We start from the raw sequence: 19,253 nt of genomic DNA on the forward strand, positions 1-19,253 counted from the left end.
CCCCTACGCTGCGCTCCGGGGTCCCCTCGCTACGGGCCTGCTCCCGGGAGTACGCGCTGCAGGCCCCATCCATGGGGCCTCAGCGCTTGACGGGCATCCATGCCCGTCACCTCCCTCCGCAGTCCCTTCGCTCGGCCTCCTGAAGTCGCAATCGGCGGCGCCTGGACTACCGCGCGCTTAAAAGCAACGGCAACGGCAACGTTGCAATTATTGGGCGAACGCACGCCCCAGACCACCCGGCACACCGCTGCTGTCAGTCTCCTGCCACGGTCCATCCGGGCTCAGCGACCAGCTCCAGCCGTTGTTGAAGCGGTAGTAGGTCCGCTGGCGGTAGAAGGTATTGGGCTTCTTCTCCAGCACATACACACCCAGCTTAGGGTCCCAATGGCTTGCCCCGCCAGGCGGCGGCGCGAAGCTGGCCGAGGTGCGAGGCATCGGCTTGGGCGTGGCCGCAGGCTTGCTCGGCGCGGGGGCCGGCTGCCTGTCCGGCAAGGGCTTGACCGCCGGCCCCGGCGGCGGCAGGCGCTCGATCGGTGGTTCGGGCTGCTCGTACGGCTCATGCACCGTACACGCAGACAAACCCAGGGCCAGGGTGATCAGGGTCAGGCGGACGATGCTGTGCATGGCATTGCTCTCTTACGGGTCGGGGCTGTCGATGGTCAGGTGCTGGATGGCCTGGGTGGCGCTGGGCAATGGCGTGCCCTGGCCAATCCACTCGCCATGGGTTGGCTGGCCAGCGCGTGATACACGTGCAACGAGTTGGACTTCGGCAAAGTCCGACAGTTTCATCTGCGGCATCATGGCGTCAGCATCGGACAATTCCACCTCGATCGGCAACTGCGCCACGGTCACCCGCTTGGCCGCCAGCGGCATGGGTGGGCCATTGCTGGCGCGGGCGAAGATGAATACCGTGTCGTCCGCCTTGACCTTGTCCTTCAACGCCGCCGCCAGTTCCACGCGCACCTTCAAGCGAGCCGCCACGGGCGCCGCAGACTGCCCCGGCGAACCACCCAGGCGCTCGGCGGCGCGGTCGATGCCGCCCTGCAGCGCCGCACGCGAGGTATCACCTTCCGGCAGCTGCGCCAGCAGGCGCTTCCAGTAATCGATGGCTTCCTGGTAACGCTCGCCCTCGAAGGCAGCGATACCACGCAGCCCCAGGCTGGTCACTTCGTTGGGGTCGGCTTTCAGCGCCTCGTCAGTCAGCGCCTGCAGCTGCGGGCTCCATTTCTTGTCGGCGGCGAAGTACAGCGCCTGTGCCCATTGCCCGAGCAATTCGGGCTGGCGACCGGCCAGGGCCACGGCGCGCTCGAAGGTACGCGCGGCATCGGCGGGGCGCTGCTCGGCCATGTAGGCTCGGCCCAGGAAGTACACGGCCTCGGCCGAATCCGGCTGGGCCTGCACCACCCGCTCCAGGCGGGCAGTCATTTCTTCCATCGATTTGGGCGCTTCGGCAAACTCCTGGGTCAGCTCAACCTTGTCGGCCGCGCCGAAATGCAGGTACAGCCCCAATGCCAGCAGCGGCACCAGCAGCGCCGCCAGCAACGGCAGGGCCTTGCCCAGGTGCCCCTGGCGCGGGGCCTCGGCACCTTCGGTATCCGCCAGCAGCTCACGGGCGGCCTCGTCACGGCCCTTGGCCATCTGCGGCTCGTCGAGCACGCCAGCGGCCTGCTGGGCAACCAGTTCGGCGACGCGCTCCTGGTACAGTGCCACGTTCAGGGCGGTGCGGTCTTCTTCCTGCTGGCGGCCACGGCCACGCAGGATCGGGATCAGCAGGAAGCTGAGGGCAGCGAGCAGCAGCAGGCCCGCGCTAAGCCAGAATTCAATCATGGGTCTGTTCTTTTTCCAGCAATTTGGCGAGACGCTCGCGTTCTTCGGCGGACAACTCATTGGCGCCCTGCACGGCCGCACTGCGGCGCCGGCGCACGATCAGCGCCAGCACCACGAAACCACCGGCCAGCAAAATCCCCGGGCCGAACCACAGCAGCCAGGTACGCCCGCTGAGCGCCGGCTTGTAGCGCACGAAGTCGCCATAGCGGTCGACCATGAAGTCGACGATCTGCTGGTTGCTCTTGCCCTCGCCGAGCATGCGGAAGATTTCCCGACGCAGGTCGGCGGCAATCGGCGCGTTGGAGTCGGCGATGTCCTGGTTCTGGCACTTGGGGCAGCGCAGCTCTTTGGTCAGCTGCTGGTAGCGCTCACGCTCGGCATCGTCGCGGAACTGGTAGGTGTCGATGGCCGCCTTGGCCACGCCTGCCAGGCTCAATCCCATGAAGAGCCCCAGCACGGCAGCTGCCAGCCCCCGCTTCATGGCCTGGCCTCGTCGACCAGGCCCTGGTACAGCGGCGCCAGCTGCTCACGCCAGACCGTGGCATCGACCACGCCCACGTGCTTGTAGCGGATGATGCCCTTGGCATCGATCAGGAAGGTTTCCGGCGCGCCATACACGCCCAGGTCCAGGCCCAGGCTGCCCTGCTCGTCACGAATGTCCAGCTGGTACGGGTTGTGGAACTCGGCCAGCCACTTCAGGGCCGCCGCATTGTCGTCCTTGTAGTTGACGCCGTGGATCACCACGCCCTGCTGGGCCAGCTGGTTCAGGTACGGGTGCTCTACCTTGCACGACGGGCACCAGGTGGCCCACACGTTGACCAGTGCCGGGCGGCCACGCAAGTCGCCCTCGGTCAGGGTACGGTCGCCCTGGGTCGAGGCCAGGGAAAACGCCGGGAACGGCTTGCCGATCATTGCCGAGGGCAGCTCGTCGGGCTTGAGGAACAGCCCTTTGTAGAGGAACACCGCCACCAGCAGGAATACCGCTAGGGGGACTACCATGATCCAACGCTTCATGCAGCTGCTCCAGACACGCCCAGGGCATCACGCACCCGGGTCTTGACCTTGACGCGATAGCGCCGGTCGAGGGCCGCCAGCAACCCGCCCAGGCCGGTCAGCAGACCGCCCAGCCAGATCCAGCGGACGTAAGGCTTGATATGCACACGTACTGCCCAGGCGCCGTTCTCCAGCGGCTCGCCGAGGGCGACGTACAGGTCGCGGGTAAAGCCGGCGTCGATGCCGGCTTCGGTCATCATCGACTGCTGCACGGTGTACAGGCGCTTCTCCGGGTGCAGGGTGGTCACTTCACGGCCATCGCGGCTGACCACCACGGTGCCCTTGTCGGAGATGAAGTTCGGCCCTTCGAAGTGCCGGGCCCCCTGGAACAGGAAGTGGTAACCGCCCAGCTCCACGCTCTCGCCCGGTGCCATGCGCAGGTCGCGTTCGGCGCTGTTGTTGCTCGACAGCACCACGCCCAGCGCGCACACCGCCAGGCCCAGGTGCGCCAGCTGCATGCCCCAGTAGCTGCGACCCAGGCCAGGCAGGCCCTTGAGCAGGCCTTTGTGACGGGTCTTGTCGAGAATGTCGCGCAGCCCGCCAAGCACCACCCAGGCGGCCAGGGCGAAGGCGGTCAGGGTCGGCCAGTCGAAGTCGTCGACGATAAAGCCTGCCACCGGCGCGAGGATGGCGCTGCCGAGCAGCACCGGGGTCATCATGCTGGCCAGCCATTTGCCGGGGGTGTCTTTCCAGCGCACCACCACGCCCACGCCCAGCACCACCATCAGCAGTGCCATCAGCGGCAGGAACAAGGCGTCGAAATACGGTGGGCCGACCGACAGCTTGGCACCGGTCAACGCATCGAGCACCAGCGGGTAGAGGGTGCCGAGCAGAATCATCGAGGCCGCCACTACCAGCACCAGGTTGTTGGCCAGCAGCAGCGTCTCGCGCGACCACAGGGCAAAGCCGACCTGGCTCTTGACCACCGGTGCGCGCAAGGCGAACAGAGTGAGCGAACCACCGACCACGAACAGCAGGAAGATCAGGATGAAAATGCCCCGCGACGGGTCGGCGGCAAACGCATGCACCGAGGTCAGGACACCGGAGCGCACCAGGAAGGTACCCAGCAGGCTCAGCGAGAACGCGGCAATCGCCAGCAGCACGGTCCAGCTCTTGAATACCCCGCGCTTCTCGGTCACCGCCAGCGAGTGGATCAGCGCCGTACCCACCAGCCAAGGCATGAACGAGGCGTTTTCCACAGGGTCCCAGAACCACCAGCCACCCCAGCCCAGTTCATAGTAGGCCCACCACGAACCCAGGGTAATGCCGACACCGAGGAAGGCCCAGGCAACGATGGTCCAGGGCCGCGACCAGCGCGCCCAGGCGGCGTCCAGGCGGCCACCGAGCAAGGCGGCGATGGCGAAGGCGAAGGCCACCGAGAACCCGACGTAGCCCATGTACAGCATCGGCGGGTGGACGATCAGGCCAAAGTCCTGCAACAGCGGGTTGAGGTCGCGGCCATCGGTCGGCACCTGCGGCAGCAGGCGCTGGAACGGGTTGGAGGTGATGATCAGGAAGCTCAGGAAGCCCACGCTGATCATGCCCATTACCGCCAGCACGCGGGCCAGCATCACCTGCGGCAACTGCCGCGAGAACACCGATACGGCGAAGGTCCAGCCGCCGAGGATCAGCGCCCACAGCAACAGCGAACCTTCGTGCGCCCCCCACACGGCACTGAACTTGTAGTACCAGGGCAAGGCGCTGTTGGAGTTGCTGGCCACATAGGCGACCGAGAAGTTGTCGGTCATGAAGGCATGGGTCAGGCAGGCGAAGGCAAAGGCCAGGAAGGCGAACTGCCCCCAGGCCGCCGGCCGCGCCAGGCTCATCCACAGGCTGTCGCCACGCCAGGCGCCGAGCAGCGGCACGCTAGCCTGCACGGCAGCAAAGCAGATGGCCAGGATCATCGCCAGCTGGCCGAGTTCGGGGATCACCAGCGCCGCGTTCATGGCCTGGCCTCCCCGCCGCTGGCGGCCTGGCCGCTTTCCTTCAGGGCCTTGGTAACCTCGGGCGGCATGTACTTCTCGTCGTGCTTGGCCAGTACTTCATCGGCCACCACCACGCCATCGGCGTTGAGCTTGCCGAGGGCGACGATGCCCTGCCCTTCGCGGAACAGGTCGGGGAGGATGCCACGGTAGGTGATCGGCACCGACTTGTTGAAGTCGGTGACCACGAAGCGCACGTCCAGCGAATCGGACGAACGCTGCACCGAACCTTTCTCGACCATGCCGCCGGCGCGGATGCGGGTGTCCAGCGGCGCTTCGCCGTTGGCGATCTGGGTCGGGGTGTAGAACAGGTTGATGTTCTGCTGCAATGCGCTCAAGGCAAAGCCGACGGCAACCCCGACGCCGACCAGCAGGCCGACGATGAGCAACAGGCGTTTCTTGCGCTGCGGATTCACTGGTTGTTCTCCCGGCGCAAACGGCGCGCCTCATCTTGCAGGTAGCGACGGCGGGCCAGCACGGGCGCGGCGACATTCAGCGCCAGCACTGCCAGGCAGATGCCATAGGCCGTCCACACGTACAGGCCATGGTGGCCCATGGCGAGAAAGTCACCGAAAGTGGCGAAACTCATTGTGCGGCCCTCCGCCCCAGGCTGTTCAATACTTCGTCCTTGACCCAACTGGCGCGCGCTTCGCGCTTGAGCACTTCAAGGCGCATGCGCAGCAACAGCACCGCGCCAAAGAAGCAGTAGAAGCCCAGCGCCGTGCACAGCAGCGGCAACCACATTTCTGCGGGCATCGCCGGCTTTTCGGTGAGGGTGAAAGTGGCGCCCTGGTGCAGGGTGTTCCACCACTCCACCGAGTACTTGATGATCGGGATGTTCACCACGCCGACGATCGCCAGTACCGCACAGGCCTTGGCTGCACTGTCACGATTACTGATTGCCTGGCCCAGCGCAATAATGCCGAAGTACAGGAACAACAGGATGAGCATGGACGTCAGTCGGGCATCCCAGACCCACCAGCTTCCCCAGGTGGGCTTGCCCCAGATGGCCCCGGTGACCAGCGCCACCGCGGTCATCCAGGCGCCGATGGGGGCGGCGCATTGCAAGGCGACGTCGGCCAGTTTCATCTTCCATACCAGCCCCACCACCCCGGCCACTGCCAGCAGCACGTAGCAGGACTGCGCCAGCATCGCCGCCGGCACGTGGATGTAGATGATGCGGAAGCTGTTGCCTTGCTGGTAGTCCTGGGGGGCGAAGGCCAGGCCCCAGGTGATGCCGACCAGCAGCAGGAGCACGGCAGCGCCGGCAAGCCACGGCAGCATGCGGCCGCTGATGGCATAGAACCATTTGGGGGAGCCCAGCTTGTGGAACCACGTCCAGCTTATTTTCATCAGGGTACATCCAGGGTATTGGCCGGGCTTGAAAGCCCGGGACTCGTTATTCGCCGACGCTGATCTTCAGGCCGGCCGCTATCGCAAAGGGTGCCAGGGTCACGGCCAGGGCCGTCAGGCTGGCGAGCCAGAGCAGGTGGCCGGTTGCCGGCATATTCTGCAACGCCGCTTGCAACGCACCACTGCCCAGGATCAATACAGGGATATACAACGGCAGAATCAGCAATGCCAGCAGCAAACCGCCGCGTTTCAGACCGACTGTCAGCGCCGCGCCCACCGCCCCCAGCAGGCTCAGCACCGGCGTGCCCAGCAGCAGGGAACCGAGCAGCACCGGCAGGCAATGGCTCGGCAGCCCCAGCATCAGTGCCAGCAGCGGCGCCAACAATACCAGCGCCAGCCCGGAAAAGATCCAGTGCGCCAGCACCTTGGCCAGCACCAGCAGCGCCAACGGGTGCGGCGACAGCACCCACTGTTCCAGCGAGCCGTCCTCGAAATCGCTGCGGAACAGGCCGTCCAGCGACAACAGCACCGCCAGCAGTGCCGCCACCCAGACCAGGCCTGGCGACAAGGTTTGCAACAATTGGCTTTCCGGGCCGACTGCCAGCGGGAACAGTGCAACCACTATGGCGAAGAACACCAACGGGTTGGCCAGCTCGGCCGGGCGGCGGAACAGCAGGCGCGCTTCGCGGCGCAACAACAGGATGAATACGCTCATGCCGCCCATTGCCCCAGGTTCAGTTCACGGTAACCGGAGGGCTTGCGTTCCAGCGTGTGGTGGGTGGTCAGCACTACCGTGCCGCCCTGCTCGCAGTGGGCCGCCAGGTGCGCCTCGAGCTGCGCCACGCCCTGCTTGTCGAGGGCGGTGAAGGGTTCGTCGAGGATCCACAGCGGCGGGCTGGCCAGGTACAGCCGGGCCAGGGCCACGCGGCGCTGCTGGCCGGCAGACAGGGTGTGGCAGGGCACGTCTTCGAAACCACGCAGGCCGACGGCCGCCAGTGCCGCCCAGATCGCCTCGCGGCTGGCCGGCTGGTGCAGGGCGCACAGCCAGGTGAGGTTCTCCTCGGCGGTGAGCAGGTCCTTGATGCCCGCTGCATGGCCGATCCACAACAGGATGCTGGCCAGGGCGTGGCGCTGTTCGGCCAGTGGCTTGCCGCCCAGCAGGATCTGCCCGGCCGTCGGCTGCATCAGGCCGGCCAGCAAGCGCAGCAGGCTGGTCTTGCCGCTGCCGTTGGGGCCGCTGATCTGCAGCATGTCGCCGGGCCGCAGCTCGAAAGCGAGGTGCTCGAACAGCAGGCGCCAGTCGCGCTCGCAGGCCAGGCCCGCGGCTTGGAGGTGAAGGGTCACGGTTTCGCCTTATCTTTGTAGGGCTAGAGGTCGGCGTCGCCTGCTTCGCGGGTAAACCCGCTCCCACAGGTTCAACGCAGGGTTTGAAAGCTGCGCAAACCCTTGTAGGAGCGGGTTCACCCGCGAAGCAGGCGACGCCAACCTCTAGCCCTGTATCTCAAGTCGCCCCCTCGCTGCCGTTATACTGGCAACGACGGACGGCCGGCATTATTACACGCGCCGCCGCGCTGCCAAGAGGGCGGGTTCGACAGGTTGTATACAATCATGACTGAAATCAATAGTCTCGCCGCACAATCCCTCGCGGCGAGCATGCCCGGTGTACTGTCTCCCGGCCAATAAATACATACCTCCAGATCTGTCGCCCCGGGCTCGACCATGCCAACTCCTTCACATGGCAGGTCCAAGACATGACAACTCATTTGCACCCATCAGCGGCCCAACACACGCGCAAATACCTCACCCTGATTCCTCGTCCAGATCGAGTCGCCGCCGAAAAAATAAGGCAGTGGTACAAGACTCAGGAAACCGATCTCGATCCCGACACCACATTGGCAGTTACCTTGCACTACAAGCCCAACCCCGAGGGGGGCTGGCTAGCCCAAGTGGTTGAGCAAATTCCGCTCAGTCAGGCCCTGTTGTCCAAATGGCAAGATCAATCCAATAGCGTGGAGAACATTTCACTTGCCCCCCTTCTCCGCCCCACGGCCCTAGTCGCCCTTGACCTCATAGGCCTTTTCAAGGAATGGAGCCTTACGCAGGAAAGCTGGTCTCAGGCCTTTTCCGATGGTCACGTGCATATCGTCGATCGACTCCCCCCAGGCGGCCTCTTTGGCGAGATCGAAGACCATTTGGTGTATCAAGGGCTCTTCCGGAAGACCGAGCCCATGCAATACAACCGCCAGACGCAGATCATCACCGACACGCAAGCGTTTCAACAATTCATCTGGAATTTGAGCTTTCATGACGAGTTCATCACCCAATTGAACGACTATTGGCTGCACCAATTTGACGATTTCGCCATGCTGGCACGCGTAAACTTCATCGCCGCCTGCAACAAGCAGGTCGAGGAAGGTAGCCTGAGCCAAGCGGGGTGCGAGCTGGCCTGGCGCTCGGCCGGTATCGCCAACGACGATGACTCGCAAACCGCGCATGACGGCCAGGTTGAGGCACGCATGCTCAACTTCTATGGCTATGTCGCTACGGATATTCCTTGCCTCACTGATCGGGCCTCAGGCCTGACCCTGCTCTATATACCTGGCAACTCTTCGCCAGTGCATGAGTTTGCCAACCAGGGCGCAATGAAAATCTGGTTGGTAGAGCAGTGCAAGGATGCCGAAAAGTGCAAGGCGTTGATGGCGCATTTCCGTCTCGAAGACCTGCAAAGCGGGCTTAGCTACTCAGGGTTGCAAGCCACGCTCGAAGGGTTGGGCAATTACCAGGGCACGCGCTACCTGTACATTGACAATCTGATCGTGCCAGCGCGCGGCTGGTCCCCCCAGTACATCAACTACAAGGTCGAGACCTACAGCCCGGTGATAGCGGGCAGCCTGTTCGACCATATCGCCTTGCGGCACAAACAGCGCAGCTACGAAGATGCACAGTTTTTGATCACCAGCAATAGCGACCTCATCAAGGCCAAATGGCGAGGTTATCTCAACCTTACGCTGACTCTGCTCGCGCCCCTGTCGCTTCTGGTGCCCGGGCTGGGATGGCTGGTTGCTGTTGGTGGCATCGCGCAGTTCGGCGTTGGGCTTGATGAAGTGATCAATGGCAGGAACCTGCAAGAGAAACTGGATGGCGTCACCAACATTGCATTCGGTGCACTGTGTGCCGCGCCGCTGCTCGGAGAGCTGAGAGCCGGCAGCCAACAACTGTTCCGGGCACAATACGACGGTTTTGTTGCCCCTCGCAGGATAAATGGCCAGATCGGCTACCCGCTCAGCCCAACCCGGCCACCAAGACCCCGCTGGGGTGGTAGAAACTTTCAGGCGTACTTCGAGCAGCCGGTGCCGGTCGAACCGCTCCCCCCTCATGCAGGCGAAACAGTAATCCGCCGGCAAACCACCCATGCGGGCATGGACACGCTGATAGATGTGCATAATCCGGAAACGGACTTTGTCTACGACCTGAATGCCGACGCGTTTGTCAGGTCAAGCGATGTGGGTGAAGCTGCACCCACCCGCTTCATCGCCGAGAACGCTAGGTTGCGCACATACCAACCGGCATTCAACGGCCCTCGCGACGTTAGCAACGCCATGCGCGAAAGCACGCTGCGCAGTCTCGGTATAGAACTCCCGCTCCCCGTCGAAGTGCCGAGGGTCACCCACGTAAATCAGCTGCCTATCCCCAAGAGAGTGATCCATCTATGGCCCAGCGGTGATCCCATCTCGCCGGCGTCGCTCGCGCATGTCAGCCGCAATTCCAGGCTGCTCAACGAGAGCGGCTTTGCTCATGTTCTTTACCTGTCCAACGCAAACTATGACGCCTTCGTCATGAATAGCCGCGCCTTGGCCCGCGTCGCTCCCGACCTGCAGGTATTGCCCCTCGAACACCAAGGTTTCTACCGCGAAATGGGGTACTCCAAGCGCTATTACGATGCCGCCATGGAGGGACCGGAGCGCGGGTCCTCACACATAACCGCAGCCAATGACATATTGAAATACCATGCGCTCTATCACGAAGGCGGCTTGTACATGGATATCAACAATGACATGCTGGCACCGTCTGATCATCCTGCGGCGGCAGGTATCGTCAATGCCCACGCACCCAGCGACTGGATCGGCAATGTGCCGTTGGAGGCATCGCCCGAGGGCCTATTGCTCGAGCAGCCGAGCTCCAACCCATTCAGAGGCGCGCATCAGCAATACAATACCAGCGTAATTGGCAGCCATCCCCGCAACCCGTCCTTGCGCAGGGTCATAGACGAAATGGAACGTCGGCTGGACACCCGCCCAGGATTCTTCAGCCAGAAACAGAACTGGCCGGCCCAAGGAGCCCGGGGCGCCAAGTACGCCACCTATGCCAAGGCGCTGAGTAACTTGACCGGTATTGAAATGTTCAATCACGTCGTTGACCGGGCCTTGCCTGCTTATCGGCAAATGAAACAGATATACAAGCTGCTCAGCTGCCCGCTGCTGGAGACACCTACGCTGCTGGGCGCGGACCTGAGGCCAGTGTCTGATGAAGAGCTGCAAGCCAGCCTCCAGTCACTGTTCCGCGTGAACCGAGTTGTGCGAGTGAACAACGGGTTCGCCTGGAGGAACCTGAATCACTGAGACAACGCTGGACGTGTGCCGGCCTGGGGCTCATAGCTCCAGGCCGGCACGCTTTCCGGGCTCCCGCCTCAAGTCGCTGTCAGCGCTGCCGTTATACTGGCAACAACGGGCGGACTGCATGACGACACGCAGCGCCACGCTGCGAACCAGGCGAGCTCGAAAGGTTGTAGACCCTACATGAGTGAAATCAACAGTCTCGGCGCACAAACCGCGATCAGCCCCCAGGCCATCAAGGCGGGCATGACCGGCGAACTGCTGCGCCTGACGCAACCGCAGCCCGGCTTGATGGCCCCCGGCGAGACCGCGCAGGCCGAGGTCATGTCGTTGCGCCAGGTGGGCCAGGACTTTCAGCTGGTGCTGCGGCTGATGCAGGCCAACGGCACCCAGACCCAGCTGCAAGCCAGCGCCAGCCAGCCCCTGCCCCAGGGTAGCCAGGTTACGGTCAGCCAGACCGAAAGCAACCGCCTGGCGATCATGCTGCAGCAGGCCAGCGCCAGCCAGGTCGCCACCCTCACTCAGCTGGACACCAGCAAGGTGCCGGTCGGCACCCTGCTGCAGGGCAAGGTCCTGACCAACCAGGCGCTGGCCCAGGCGCCCGGCCAGCCCGCCGTCTACCGGGCGCTGGTCAGCCTGCTGAACAGTGCCCAGGCCGGCGCAACCCTGAGCGTGGAAAGCCCGCGACCGCTGGCCGTCGGTAGCCTGCTCAGCGCGCTGGTGCAGGGCGACCAGTCGCTGCGTTTCGTACCGCTCAGCGGCCGCCAGGACCAGCTCAGCATTGCCCAACAGCTGCTGACCCAGCAAAACCGCCAGGCTTCGCTGCCCGGCCTGCTCAATGCCTTGCAACAGGTGGCCCACGACCCGGGCGCCGATGGCGAACTGCGAGCCAGCGCCGAACGCCTGCTGGCGGGCCTGCCAGAAGCCCGGCAACTGGGTGATGCCAAGGCAGTGGCCCAAGCCCTGAACAACAGCGGTACCTTTCTCGAAGCCAAACTGCTGGGCGGTCTCCCGGCCAGCGTCGCCACCGACCTCAAGGCGCACTTGCTGCGGCTGATCACCGTCGCGCCGGCCAGCATACCCGGGGCGCCCAACCTGGCGCCCGCCAGCCTGGCCGTAACCATGCCGGCCCTGGCCCGCAGCGCGCTGGGCATGCTCGAACGGGTCAGCCCCAAGCCGCAGCCGGGCGCATTCCCGCTGCCGTCGCGCCTGCTCAAGGCCATGGAAGACGAAGGCGACCTGCAACAACTGCTGCGCCTGGCCGCCGCTGCCGTGTCGCGCCTGCAAAGCCACGCCATGAGCAGCCTGCAACAAACCGGTACCCTGGAAAACGGCAACCTGCAGACCACCTGGCAAACCGAAGTGCCGATCCGTCACGGCCAGGAGTTCATCCCGTTGCAGGTCAAGCTGCAACGCGAGGAAACGCCACAACAGCAAGCCGACCGCCAGCAGGAATCAGCCGACCCGCTGCAAGCCCTGTGGCGTATCGAGCTGGCTTTCGACCTCTCGCCCCTTGGCCCGGTGCAGGTCCAGGCACAACTGAGCCAAGGCCGCCTGGGTGGCCAGCTTTGGGCGGAACGCGAGGCGACAGCCCGGCTGATCGACAGCCAGCTCGGCAGCTTGCGCGAACGCCTGTTGGCGCGGGGCCTGGATGTGGGTGATCTGGAATGCCATCCTGGTATCCCGCCACAAGGCCCGCGTACGCGGGTTGAACAACGCTGGGTGGATGAGAACGCATGACGCACCAACCTGCACGGCAGGCGATTGCCCTGTTCTACGACGGGCAGCAAGCCCCTACCCTCACCGCCAAGGGCGACGATGCGCTGGCCGAGGTCATCCTGGCATTGGCCCGCGAGCACGAGGTGCCGATCTACGAAAATGCCGAGCTGGTGCGCCTGCTGGCGCGCCTGGAGCTGGGGGACCAGATACCGGAGGCGCTGTACCTGACCATTGCCGAAATCATCGCCTTTGCCTGGCACCTGCGGGGCAAAGTGCCTGCGGGCTTCGATGACGAACCTGCCGCCCCAGGGCCTACCCCACCGCTGCTCGGAAGGCTGCCCGGAGGCGAAGGCGCCTGACCGCCATGGTATCCATGCAAATTGCCTTTTTGCGCCATGTTGGTAACGTGCCGTTCAAGGTCAGGCGCTTGGCGATGTAAGGAATACTGTAATGCGTACCATCTGGTTCTTGCTGCTCCCGGGCACCCACATCCTTGATCTAGGCGGCCCGCTACAAATCATGGCGAGCCTCGAAGAACTCCAGCTGGCACCGGTCAACGTACGTTGCATAGCCGCCAGACAACAGGTCAGCAGTTTTCAGGGCGTGACACTGAGTGGCCTGCACCAGTTGCCTGAGCGGCTCGCACCGCAGGACTTGCTGTTCGTGGTGGGCAACAAGCTCTCTGCGACACCCGCCGAAACAGCGATATTGACCGCCACCGCCCTGTGGCTGGCGAAGGTGGTCAGGCAAACGCCGGATATAAAGCTGTGCTCCATATGCACCGGTGCGTTCCTGCTGGGCGAAGCTGGCTTGCTGGATGGCCGACAGTGCACCACGCACCATCGTTACGTCGATTTGCTTCGAATGCGCTACCCAGCAGCCAAGGTGCTGGAGAACCGCCTGTTCGTCGAGGACGATGGCGTGTTCACCTCGGCAGGCGTGTCCAGCGGAACTGACCTGGCACTGCACATCGTCAGCCTGGAATTTGGCAAGGTCGTGGCCAACCAGGTGGCGCAGGAGCTGGTCATCTACCGGCGCCGCGCTGGCGAAGATGTGCAGCTGCGCGCGGCAGACCTGGCGCGCAATCACATCCACCCGTTGGTGCATGCGGCCCAGGACTACATCGATGCACACCTGGGCACCCACTTCAGCTTCGAACAACTGGCCAGCCAGTTCAATGTCAGCTACCGGCACCTGGCGCGACTGTTCCGCGACAATACCGGTCAAACGCTGCAGAGCTACCTGCGCACCCAACGCATCGACCTGGCCCGTGAGCTTTTGCGCAGCAGCCACCTCAACGTGGAACAGATTGCCGAACGTTGCGGCTACGGCAGCAGCCATGCCTTTCGCTTGGCATGGCGCCAGGAAATGCCGCAACCGCCCCTGCAGTTTCGCCACGCTCTCGCCCACGAGCGCGCCTAGATTTCGACTGCTACCGCTCGCTTATCGCAGTCGGGGCGAAGCTTTCGGTGAAAAACTTCACCACGGCCTGGCGCGAAGCGTCGCGCGCCGCCGGGTCAGGTGCCGAACGCCCCACGCCGCCCTGACCACGGTGCAGGAACGGGTCCTGATACTCCTGGGCGGCCTCCAGCCCGTTGAAACCGTGCTCTGCGCCGGGGTAAACCAGCACCTGCGCACGCGCCTGATCTTCGCTGGGCAGGTTTGAAATCAGCGCCGGGCAGGCACGCGGGTCATCGTCATACTGGTCGTTTTCGCCTACCAGCACCAGCAAGCGAGCCCGGGCCAGATGCTTGAAGGTATAACCTGGCACATGGTTGTAACCCCAGCACACGGGGTAAAACGCTGCCATCGAGATGGGGCGAATACCTGAGGCTTGCTCCAGCTCGTCGTTGATGGGCGCAGAGGCGGCGAGCATGGCCTGTACGCCCCCCCAGGAAAACCCGAGCACTCCCACGCGCTGGCCGTCGACGCCAGGCTGCTTGGCCAGGTAAGCCAGGGCGCCTGCCAGGTCCGGCAGGGTATCGTGCACGCGTGGCGGCCGCCCTTGTGCACCGCCAGTGAGCCTGCGCGCGCCCCACATGTCCAACTCCAGCGTTGCGATGCCGCGGGCATTGAGGTCACCGCCATGCAAGGGACCACGCGAATCCATACCCGCCGAGCCATGCAGGATGATCACAGCCGGTACCGGGCCCGCGGCCTTGGCCGGCAACGACAACACCGCCGGAACCCGAATCGGTATCGCCTTGCCGGCGGATGGCAGTGGCTGACTATAGAAAGAGACGAGCCGTTTGCTGACCGTGGCAACGGTGCCGCTATTGGTGGCAGCGACCTCAGCCCGGGCCGTTGCGAACTGAAGGGCACAGCCCAGCACCAAGCTGATGGTCATTACTTTGAACATCTGGTTACCCCTGAACGTCATGAGCGGGTGTTGAACCGGCACCCGATATAGAAAATTGGCGGCGCCCGGCATCAGCCACACATCGCCATTACTGCCAGGCCGTCGACATGCCATTGGGGGAATGCCAACGGGTCGAGCATCGCCATGCCCGCCATCACGCAACTCGCCAGCGCGAAAGCCACGGCATAGAAACGCACTTCCTTCGCGCAGGCCGTGCCATACACCGCGATCAATGCAAGGATCTGCACGCCCACGGCGAACACGCCAATGCCGAATCCTGAAGCGAGCAGTTCAGCCATTGAATACCGCGTTCCGGTTATGGCCGATCGGCGCTGCCATGGATGTTTGCAAGGACACGGCCTGGAAAGCCTGTTGCAGGTCGGCCTTGATATCGTCCACACGCTCCAGTCCGACGCACAACCTGATCAAACCATCCGAGATACCCGCCTGATGCCGCGCCTGTGCGTCCAGCCGCCCGTGTGTAGTTGTAGCTGGATGCGTGACCATGCTGCGGGTGTCGCCAATGTTGGTACAGCGCGCCACGCAACGCAGTTGGTCAATCCATTGCCAAGCTGCGGCCTGGCCCCCGACGATCTCGAAAGCCAACAGTCCGCCATGGCCGTCCTGCTGGCGGCATGCCAATGCATGCTGGGGGTGGTGCTCCAGGCCGGTGTAATGCACCGCGGTCACCAGCTCCTGATGGCTAAGCCAGCGGGCCAGCTCGAAGGCGCTCTGCTGTGCCCGCATCATCCTGACTTCGAGGGTTTCCAGGCTTTTGAGCAGCAGCCAGGCGTTGAACGGGCTGCAAGAAATGCCCAAGGTACGCAGAACACCCCGCAACACCTGCATCAGGCTTTGCGACCCCGTCACGACGCCCGCCAATGCACGCCCTTGGCCATCCATGTACTTGCCAGCGGAGTGGATGACCAAATCCGCTCCCAGTGTGTGTGGCCGCTGAAAAACCGGGGTCAGCAAGGTGTTGTCCACCACCAGCAACGCCCCTTTTTCATGTGCCAGCGAGCTTACCGCGCGGATATCACCGATTTTCAGCAGCGGATTGGAGGGCGACTCCAACACCACCAGACGGGTCCTGCCGTCGATTGCCGACTTCCACTGCGCCAGGTCTGTCAAATCGACGAACCGGGCCTCGATCCCGAAACGGGCCATGTAGTAGCTGAAGGCATTGACGGTAGTGCCGAACACGTCACGGCTGCAGACGATGTTGTCGCCTTGCTGGAGAAAGGCGTGACAAAGCGCGGTGAAAGCGCCCATGCCGGAAGCGAACGCCACTGCGCTTTCAGCGTTTTCCAACGCTGCCACACGGCTTTCAAACGCTTGAACGGTCGGGTTGGTGAAGCGGCTGTATACATTGCCCTGCTGTTGCCCGCTGAAGCGCTCGCAAGCCTCTTTCGCTGAAGCGAAGGTGTAGGCGGACGTCATGGCCAACGGCTCGCAGAACACATCGGTCAGGTCGCTGACCCGGTTAGCATGCAGTGCCCCAGTTGCATTGAAATCAGTTGCGTTGAAATCATCCAGGCCAATCACGGTCGATTGCATGGTTTTGCGCCTCCTTGTTTGCATTGAACAATGCGCAATTGATTGGTGGACTATTCAGGTTCAGCGAGTTGAGCAGCCAGGGTTTCGCTTGATGGGCGAACCGCTATCAGCCACAACGATGCCAGGGCAGCCACCGCCGTGGCCGTGGCCAGGCCGGCCAAGGTCAGCTGATAGCTTTGATGCCGGTCGAAATCCAGTGCGCCCAGCTGCGTGGCCACCAACGCGCCAAGTTGATGTACCAGGAACAGCATCCCGAACACCTTGCCTTTGATTTCGGCGCCATACAGCGCGAAGCAGAAGGCAGATGTGAGCACCACCGTTCCAAGGTAACTGGCGCCAAACAGCACAGCGAACACGTACGTTCCGAGGGGCCCGGGCGTGGTCAGCAGCACGATGACCGCAGCGGTTCGCAGCAGGTAAAACATCATCAGCAGCAGGCCCTTGTTGTAGCGGGTAGCCAACCAACCCGCGAGCAGGCCGCTGACCAGCTCCAGCACACCTAACAGGCTCAGGCCGCTGGCCTGCACCGAACTGGGCAGCGCCTCACCCTGCCAGAACGACACCAGATGAACATCGATGAACGCCATGGTGGCACCACAACTGGCGAAACTGAGGGCCAGCACGAAGAAGCGCGGGTCACGCAGCAGAAACATCACCGGATGCCTGACCTTTGCCGCCTGCGGGTCGGGCTTCAACGGCACGGTGCGGGATACCCAATACAGCGCCAGGCTCAAAGGCACCAGAAAGATCAGGCCAACCCAGGAGAACACCGACTGCCAGGGCACGCTCTGCTGCAGCATGATCCACAACGGCGACAGCACGATGAAGCCAATGGAGGTGCCGTTGGTGACGAATGCGAAAGCGAAGGCCTTGAACCGTTCAGCGACCAGGCGATCGACCAGAATACCCATGGGTACATAGGTCATCGCAGCGAGGGCAAAGGCGCCGAGCAGGCCGTACAACAGGGTGAACACCAGCAGGTGCGTGCCTGCGAATGTCACGCCCAGCAGCACCACCCCGCCGCTGACACTGCCCAGGGCCACCGTGCTCAAGGGCCCAACCCTGTCGCTCAGCCACCCCACCACGGGCGATACCAGGCCAATGGTCAGGACGAACAGCGATCCTGCGGTAGCCAAGGCTGCGCGCCCCTCGCCAAAGTGGGAGGCCAGGTCGACGAAGTAGACTTGGTACAACCCCTTCAAGGCGCTGGACAGAAACATCACCACGAAGCCGACGACCAGCACCGAGACGATCAAGGTAGAGCTGAATTTCTGTTTCATGGCCAATCCTTATCGTGTGGGCATTACACCGCCTCGGCTTGCGGAGCTCGGCAATACGCCTGGTACATGTTTTCGTACATCGCGTAGAACAGCTGGCAGGTGTGGTCTACAGCCTGCAACGCCTCTTCTTGCATCTGCGCCGTGCTGCACAACTGCGAGACAAGGTCCAAGCCTTCATTGACGTGGCCCACGTCTTCCTTCTGGTGCACCGAGAAGAACAGCAAGTCTTGTTCGGCCAGGCCATAGGCACGCCCCAGCAACACATGCCGTGCATCTCCAGCGACGGTCTCGAGGTTTTGCCCTTCGCTGGCGATCATCACTGCTGCCGCACCAATGTGATAACGCGCCGGGTCACGTACCGCCTGCAGGCGGAAATCGATCAGTTCCCAGGTGGCTGGCAGCGGCTGCTCGGCATCACGCTCGGCATCGCTGATGCCGAGCGCCCTCAGGAAATTCTGCATGAGCACGACATGGTTGTCGGTGCGGGAAAGCCGGCCGGTTTCTTCTTCGAAACAATTGGTGATCAGTGCCCGCTTGTGGGCAGGCAACGGGCAATGAAAGAACAAGTGCTCGACATAGGTCAGGAAGTACTTGGTGAGCTGATAGCCTTGCAACGCGACCTTGCGCAGCAGCGGCCTGTTGCCCTCAGGCGCAAGCAGTTCCTTGAATATCGGGTGGGACAGGGTCAGATGGTGGTGCAGTTTCTGCTCCAGCTGATCGCGAAAGGCTGCAGTAGATAAGGCCATTCAGGGTGTTCCTTGGGTGAGAGAGACAGGTGCCGTTGACCGCGATGGCCACAGGCAGAGTCGACGAAGGGCAACTCAGTCCAGGTTGAGTCGCAGCGCAAGGCTTTCCACGGGCTGGGCCATGTAATGGCCGCGATGCTTCACGCCATCGACACGTGCGTAGTCGTCCAGCACGCCGTAGGTCTGGAAGCCGAAGGTTTGCCATAACCGGTGTGCACGGGTGCCCTCGCGTACATCCAGGGTCAACAGCTCGATACCTTGGGCCTGGCACAGGCGCACGACTTCGCTGAAAGCCCGTGCCACCAGGCCGGTCCCGCGATAGGCCGGGTGCACCACGCCCTTGCTCAGGTCGGCAATATGCCGGCAGTTCGGCATGCTGCTGCGCGAAACAATGACCAGGCAGGCCGGCCCCGCCATTGCCTGGCCGAGCAGGACATGGGTATTGCCGCCATGGATGCGCTCTTGCAACGAGGCCGTGAATTCGACGCTCTGCCCGGCAGACATCTCATGCTCGTAACCCAGAACACCGCCATCGCCAACCGTGCTGTTGATCAGTTGCATGATGGCCGGCGCGGTATCGCTGTCGGCCTGACGCAACCACTGCAACTGTGGCTCGCCAGGGGCCACCTGCTTTGAAGAGAGGGTGTTCATTGCGTAAATCCCTTGTGCGTACAAGCTGGGATTTAAACGTTTAAGTGCGATGCCGGGTAAGAAGGGAACCGGACAGGAAGCGGAAGGATAGTGACATCCACGACCAAAATGCC

The 19,253-nt window shown here is 63.2% G+C and carries 20 protein-coding genes; 4 read left to right on the plus strand and 16 right to left on the minus strand.

Translation table 11 applies throughout. The features are described from left to right. Positions 1–207: 207 nt before the first annotated feature. The 10 genes from KDB76_RS20450 to ccmA are packed head-to-tail and all read right to left on the minus strand — an operon-like array spanning position 208 to position 7,559. Complete coding sequence (locus KDB76_RS20450; RefSeq protein ID WP_013973557.1) at positions 208–624, minus strand: hypothetical protein; 417 nt, start codon at positions 622–624, stop codon at positions 208–210. Between the two features lie 12 nt (positions 625–636). Next, positions 637–1,827, minus strand: a complete 1,191-nt coding sequence (ccmI, locus tag KDB76_RS20455) for a c-type cytochrome biogenesis protein CcmI (protein WP_013973558.1) — start codon at positions 1,825–1,827, stop codon at positions 637–639. Next, positions 1,820–2,308: a cytochrome c-type biogenesis protein gene (locus KDB76_RS20460; protein WP_003257333.1), complete on the minus strand. Its 489-nt coding sequence runs from the start codon at positions 2,306–2,308 to the stop codon at positions 1,820–1,822. The genes ccmI and KDB76_RS20460 overlap by 8 nt, the downstream gene beginning before the upstream one ends. Next, positions 2,305–2,841, minus strand: coding sequence for a DsbE family thiol:disulfide interchange protein (locus tag KDB76_RS20465; RefSeq protein WP_013973559.1), 537 nt, complete (start codon positions 2,839–2,841; stop codon positions 2,305–2,307). Before KDB76_RS20465 ends, KDB76_RS20460 begins: the two co-directional genes overlap by 4 nt. Next, on the minus strand, positions 2,838–4,811 hold the full coding sequence (locus KDB76_RS20470; RefSeq protein WP_015271186.1) for a heme lyase CcmF/NrfE family subunit: 1,974 nt from the start codon (positions 4,809–4,811) through the stop codon (positions 2,838–2,840). The genes KDB76_RS20465 and KDB76_RS20470 overlap by 4 nt, the downstream gene beginning before the upstream one ends. An 11-nt stretch (positions 4,812–4,822) precedes the next feature. Further along, positions 4,823–5,278, minus strand: coding sequence for a cytochrome c maturation protein CcmE (ccmE, locus tag KDB76_RS20475; protein WP_013973561.1), 456 nt, complete (start codon positions 5,276–5,278; stop codon positions 4,823–4,825). Next, positions 5,275–5,451, minus strand: a complete 177-nt coding sequence (ccmD, locus tag KDB76_RS20480) for a heme exporter protein CcmD (RefSeq protein WP_013973562.1) — start codon at positions 5,449–5,451, stop codon at positions 5,275–5,277. Before ccmD ends, ccmE begins: the two co-directional genes overlap by 4 nt. Next, positions 5,448–6,215 carry a heme ABC transporter permease gene (locus KDB76_RS20485; RefSeq protein WP_012273476.1) on the minus strand — a complete coding sequence of 256 codons (768 nt, stop codon included), beginning with the start codon at positions 6,213–6,215 and terminating at the stop codon, positions 5,448–5,450. The genes ccmD and KDB76_RS20485 overlap by 4 nt, the downstream gene beginning before the upstream one ends. A gap of 46 nt (positions 6,216–6,261) precedes the next feature. Continuing rightward, positions 6,262–6,930 carry a heme exporter protein CcmB gene (gene ccmB, locus KDB76_RS20490; RefSeq protein WP_012273477.1) on the minus strand — a complete coding sequence of 223 codons (669 nt, stop codon included), beginning with the start codon at positions 6,928–6,930 and terminating at the stop codon, positions 6,262–6,264. Further along, positions 6,927–7,559 (minus strand): cytochrome c biogenesis heme-transporting ATPase CcmA, encoded by a 633-nt coding sequence (gene ccmA, locus KDB76_RS20495; protein ID WP_013973564.1) that lies wholly within the window; start codon positions 7,557–7,559, stop codon positions 6,927–6,929. Before ccmA ends, ccmB begins: the two co-directional genes overlap by 4 nt. Before the next feature lie 407 nt (positions 7,560–7,966). On the opposite strand from ccmA, the gene KDB76_RS20500 reads away from it, so the two are divergent. From KDB76_RS20500 to KDB76_RS20515, 4 genes are all read left to right on the plus strand, one after another. Beyond that, positions 7,967–10,834 carry a DUF6543 domain-containing protein gene (locus KDB76_RS20500; protein WP_024087450.1) on the plus strand — a complete coding sequence of 956 codons (2,868 nt, stop codon included), beginning with the start codon at positions 7,967–7,969 and terminating at the stop codon, positions 10,832–10,834. Between the two features lie 177 nt (positions 10,835–11,011). Continuing rightward, the gene (locus tag KDB76_RS20505) at positions 11,012–12,568 is read left to right on the plus strand and encodes a flagellar hook-length control protein FliK (RefSeq protein WP_013973566.1); all 1,557 of its coding nucleotides are present in this window, start codon (positions 11,012–11,014) and stop codon (positions 12,566–12,568) included. After that, positions 12,565–12,906 carry an EscU/YscU/HrcU family type III secretion system export apparatus switch protein gene (locus KDB76_RS20510; protein WP_013973567.1) on the plus strand — a complete coding sequence of 114 codons (342 nt, stop codon included), beginning with the start codon at positions 12,565–12,567 and terminating at the stop codon, positions 12,904–12,906. The genes KDB76_RS20505 and KDB76_RS20510 overlap by 4 nt, the downstream gene beginning before the upstream one ends. 91 nt (positions 12,907–12,997) lie before the next feature. Next, positions 12,998–13,969: a helix-turn-helix domain-containing protein gene (locus KDB76_RS20515; protein WP_023663289.1), complete on the plus strand. Its 972-nt coding sequence runs from the start codon at positions 12,998–13,000 to the stop codon at positions 13,967–13,969. Positions 13,970–13,979: 10 nt separating this feature from the next. Here the strand turns inward: KDB76_RS20515 and KDB76_RS20520 are convergent, their stop codons facing one another. From KDB76_RS20520 to KDB76_RS20545, 6 genes are all read right to left on the minus strand, one after another. Then, positions 13,980–14,906 (minus strand): dienelactone hydrolase family protein, encoded by a 927-nt coding sequence (locus tag KDB76_RS20520; protein ID WP_038410032.1) that lies wholly within the window; start codon positions 14,904–14,906, stop codon positions 13,980–13,982. Positions 14,907–14,977: 71 nt separating this feature from the next. Next, positions 14,978–15,205 carry a hypothetical protein gene (locus KDB76_RS20525; RefSeq protein WP_023663288.1) on the minus strand — a complete coding sequence of 76 codons (228 nt, stop codon included), beginning with the start codon at positions 15,203–15,205 and terminating at the stop codon, positions 14,978–14,980. After that, entirely contained in the window at positions 15,198–16,463 is a 1,266-nt protein-coding gene (locus tag KDB76_RS20530) for an aminotransferase class I/II-fold pyridoxal phosphate-dependent enzyme (RefSeq protein ID WP_023663287.1), read from the minus strand. The genes KDB76_RS20525 and KDB76_RS20530 overlap by 8 nt, the downstream gene beginning before the upstream one ends. A 50-nt stretch (positions 16,464–16,513) precedes the next feature. After that, on the minus strand, positions 16,514–17,743 hold the full coding sequence (locus KDB76_RS20535) for an MFS transporter (RefSeq protein WP_024087451.1): 1,230 nt from the start codon (positions 17,741–17,743) through the stop codon (positions 16,514–16,516). Between the two features lie 23 nt (positions 17,744–17,766). Then, entirely contained in the window at positions 17,767–18,489 is a 723-nt protein-coding gene (locus tag KDB76_RS20540; protein ID WP_013973572.1) for an iron-containing redox enzyme family protein, read from the minus strand. A gap of 75 nt (positions 18,490–18,564) precedes the next feature. Then, on the minus strand, positions 18,565–19,140 hold the full coding sequence (locus KDB76_RS20545; RefSeq protein ID WP_013973573.1) for a GNAT family N-acetyltransferase: 576 nt from the start codon (positions 19,138–19,140) through the stop codon (positions 18,565–18,567). Positions 19,141–19,253: the final 113 nt, after the last annotated feature.

This window comes from Pseudomonas sp. JS425, assembly GCF_018223845.1.
Lineage (GTDB): Bacteria > Pseudomonadota > Gammaproteobacteria > Pseudomonadales > Pseudomonadaceae > Aquipseudomonas > Aquipseudomonas asiatica.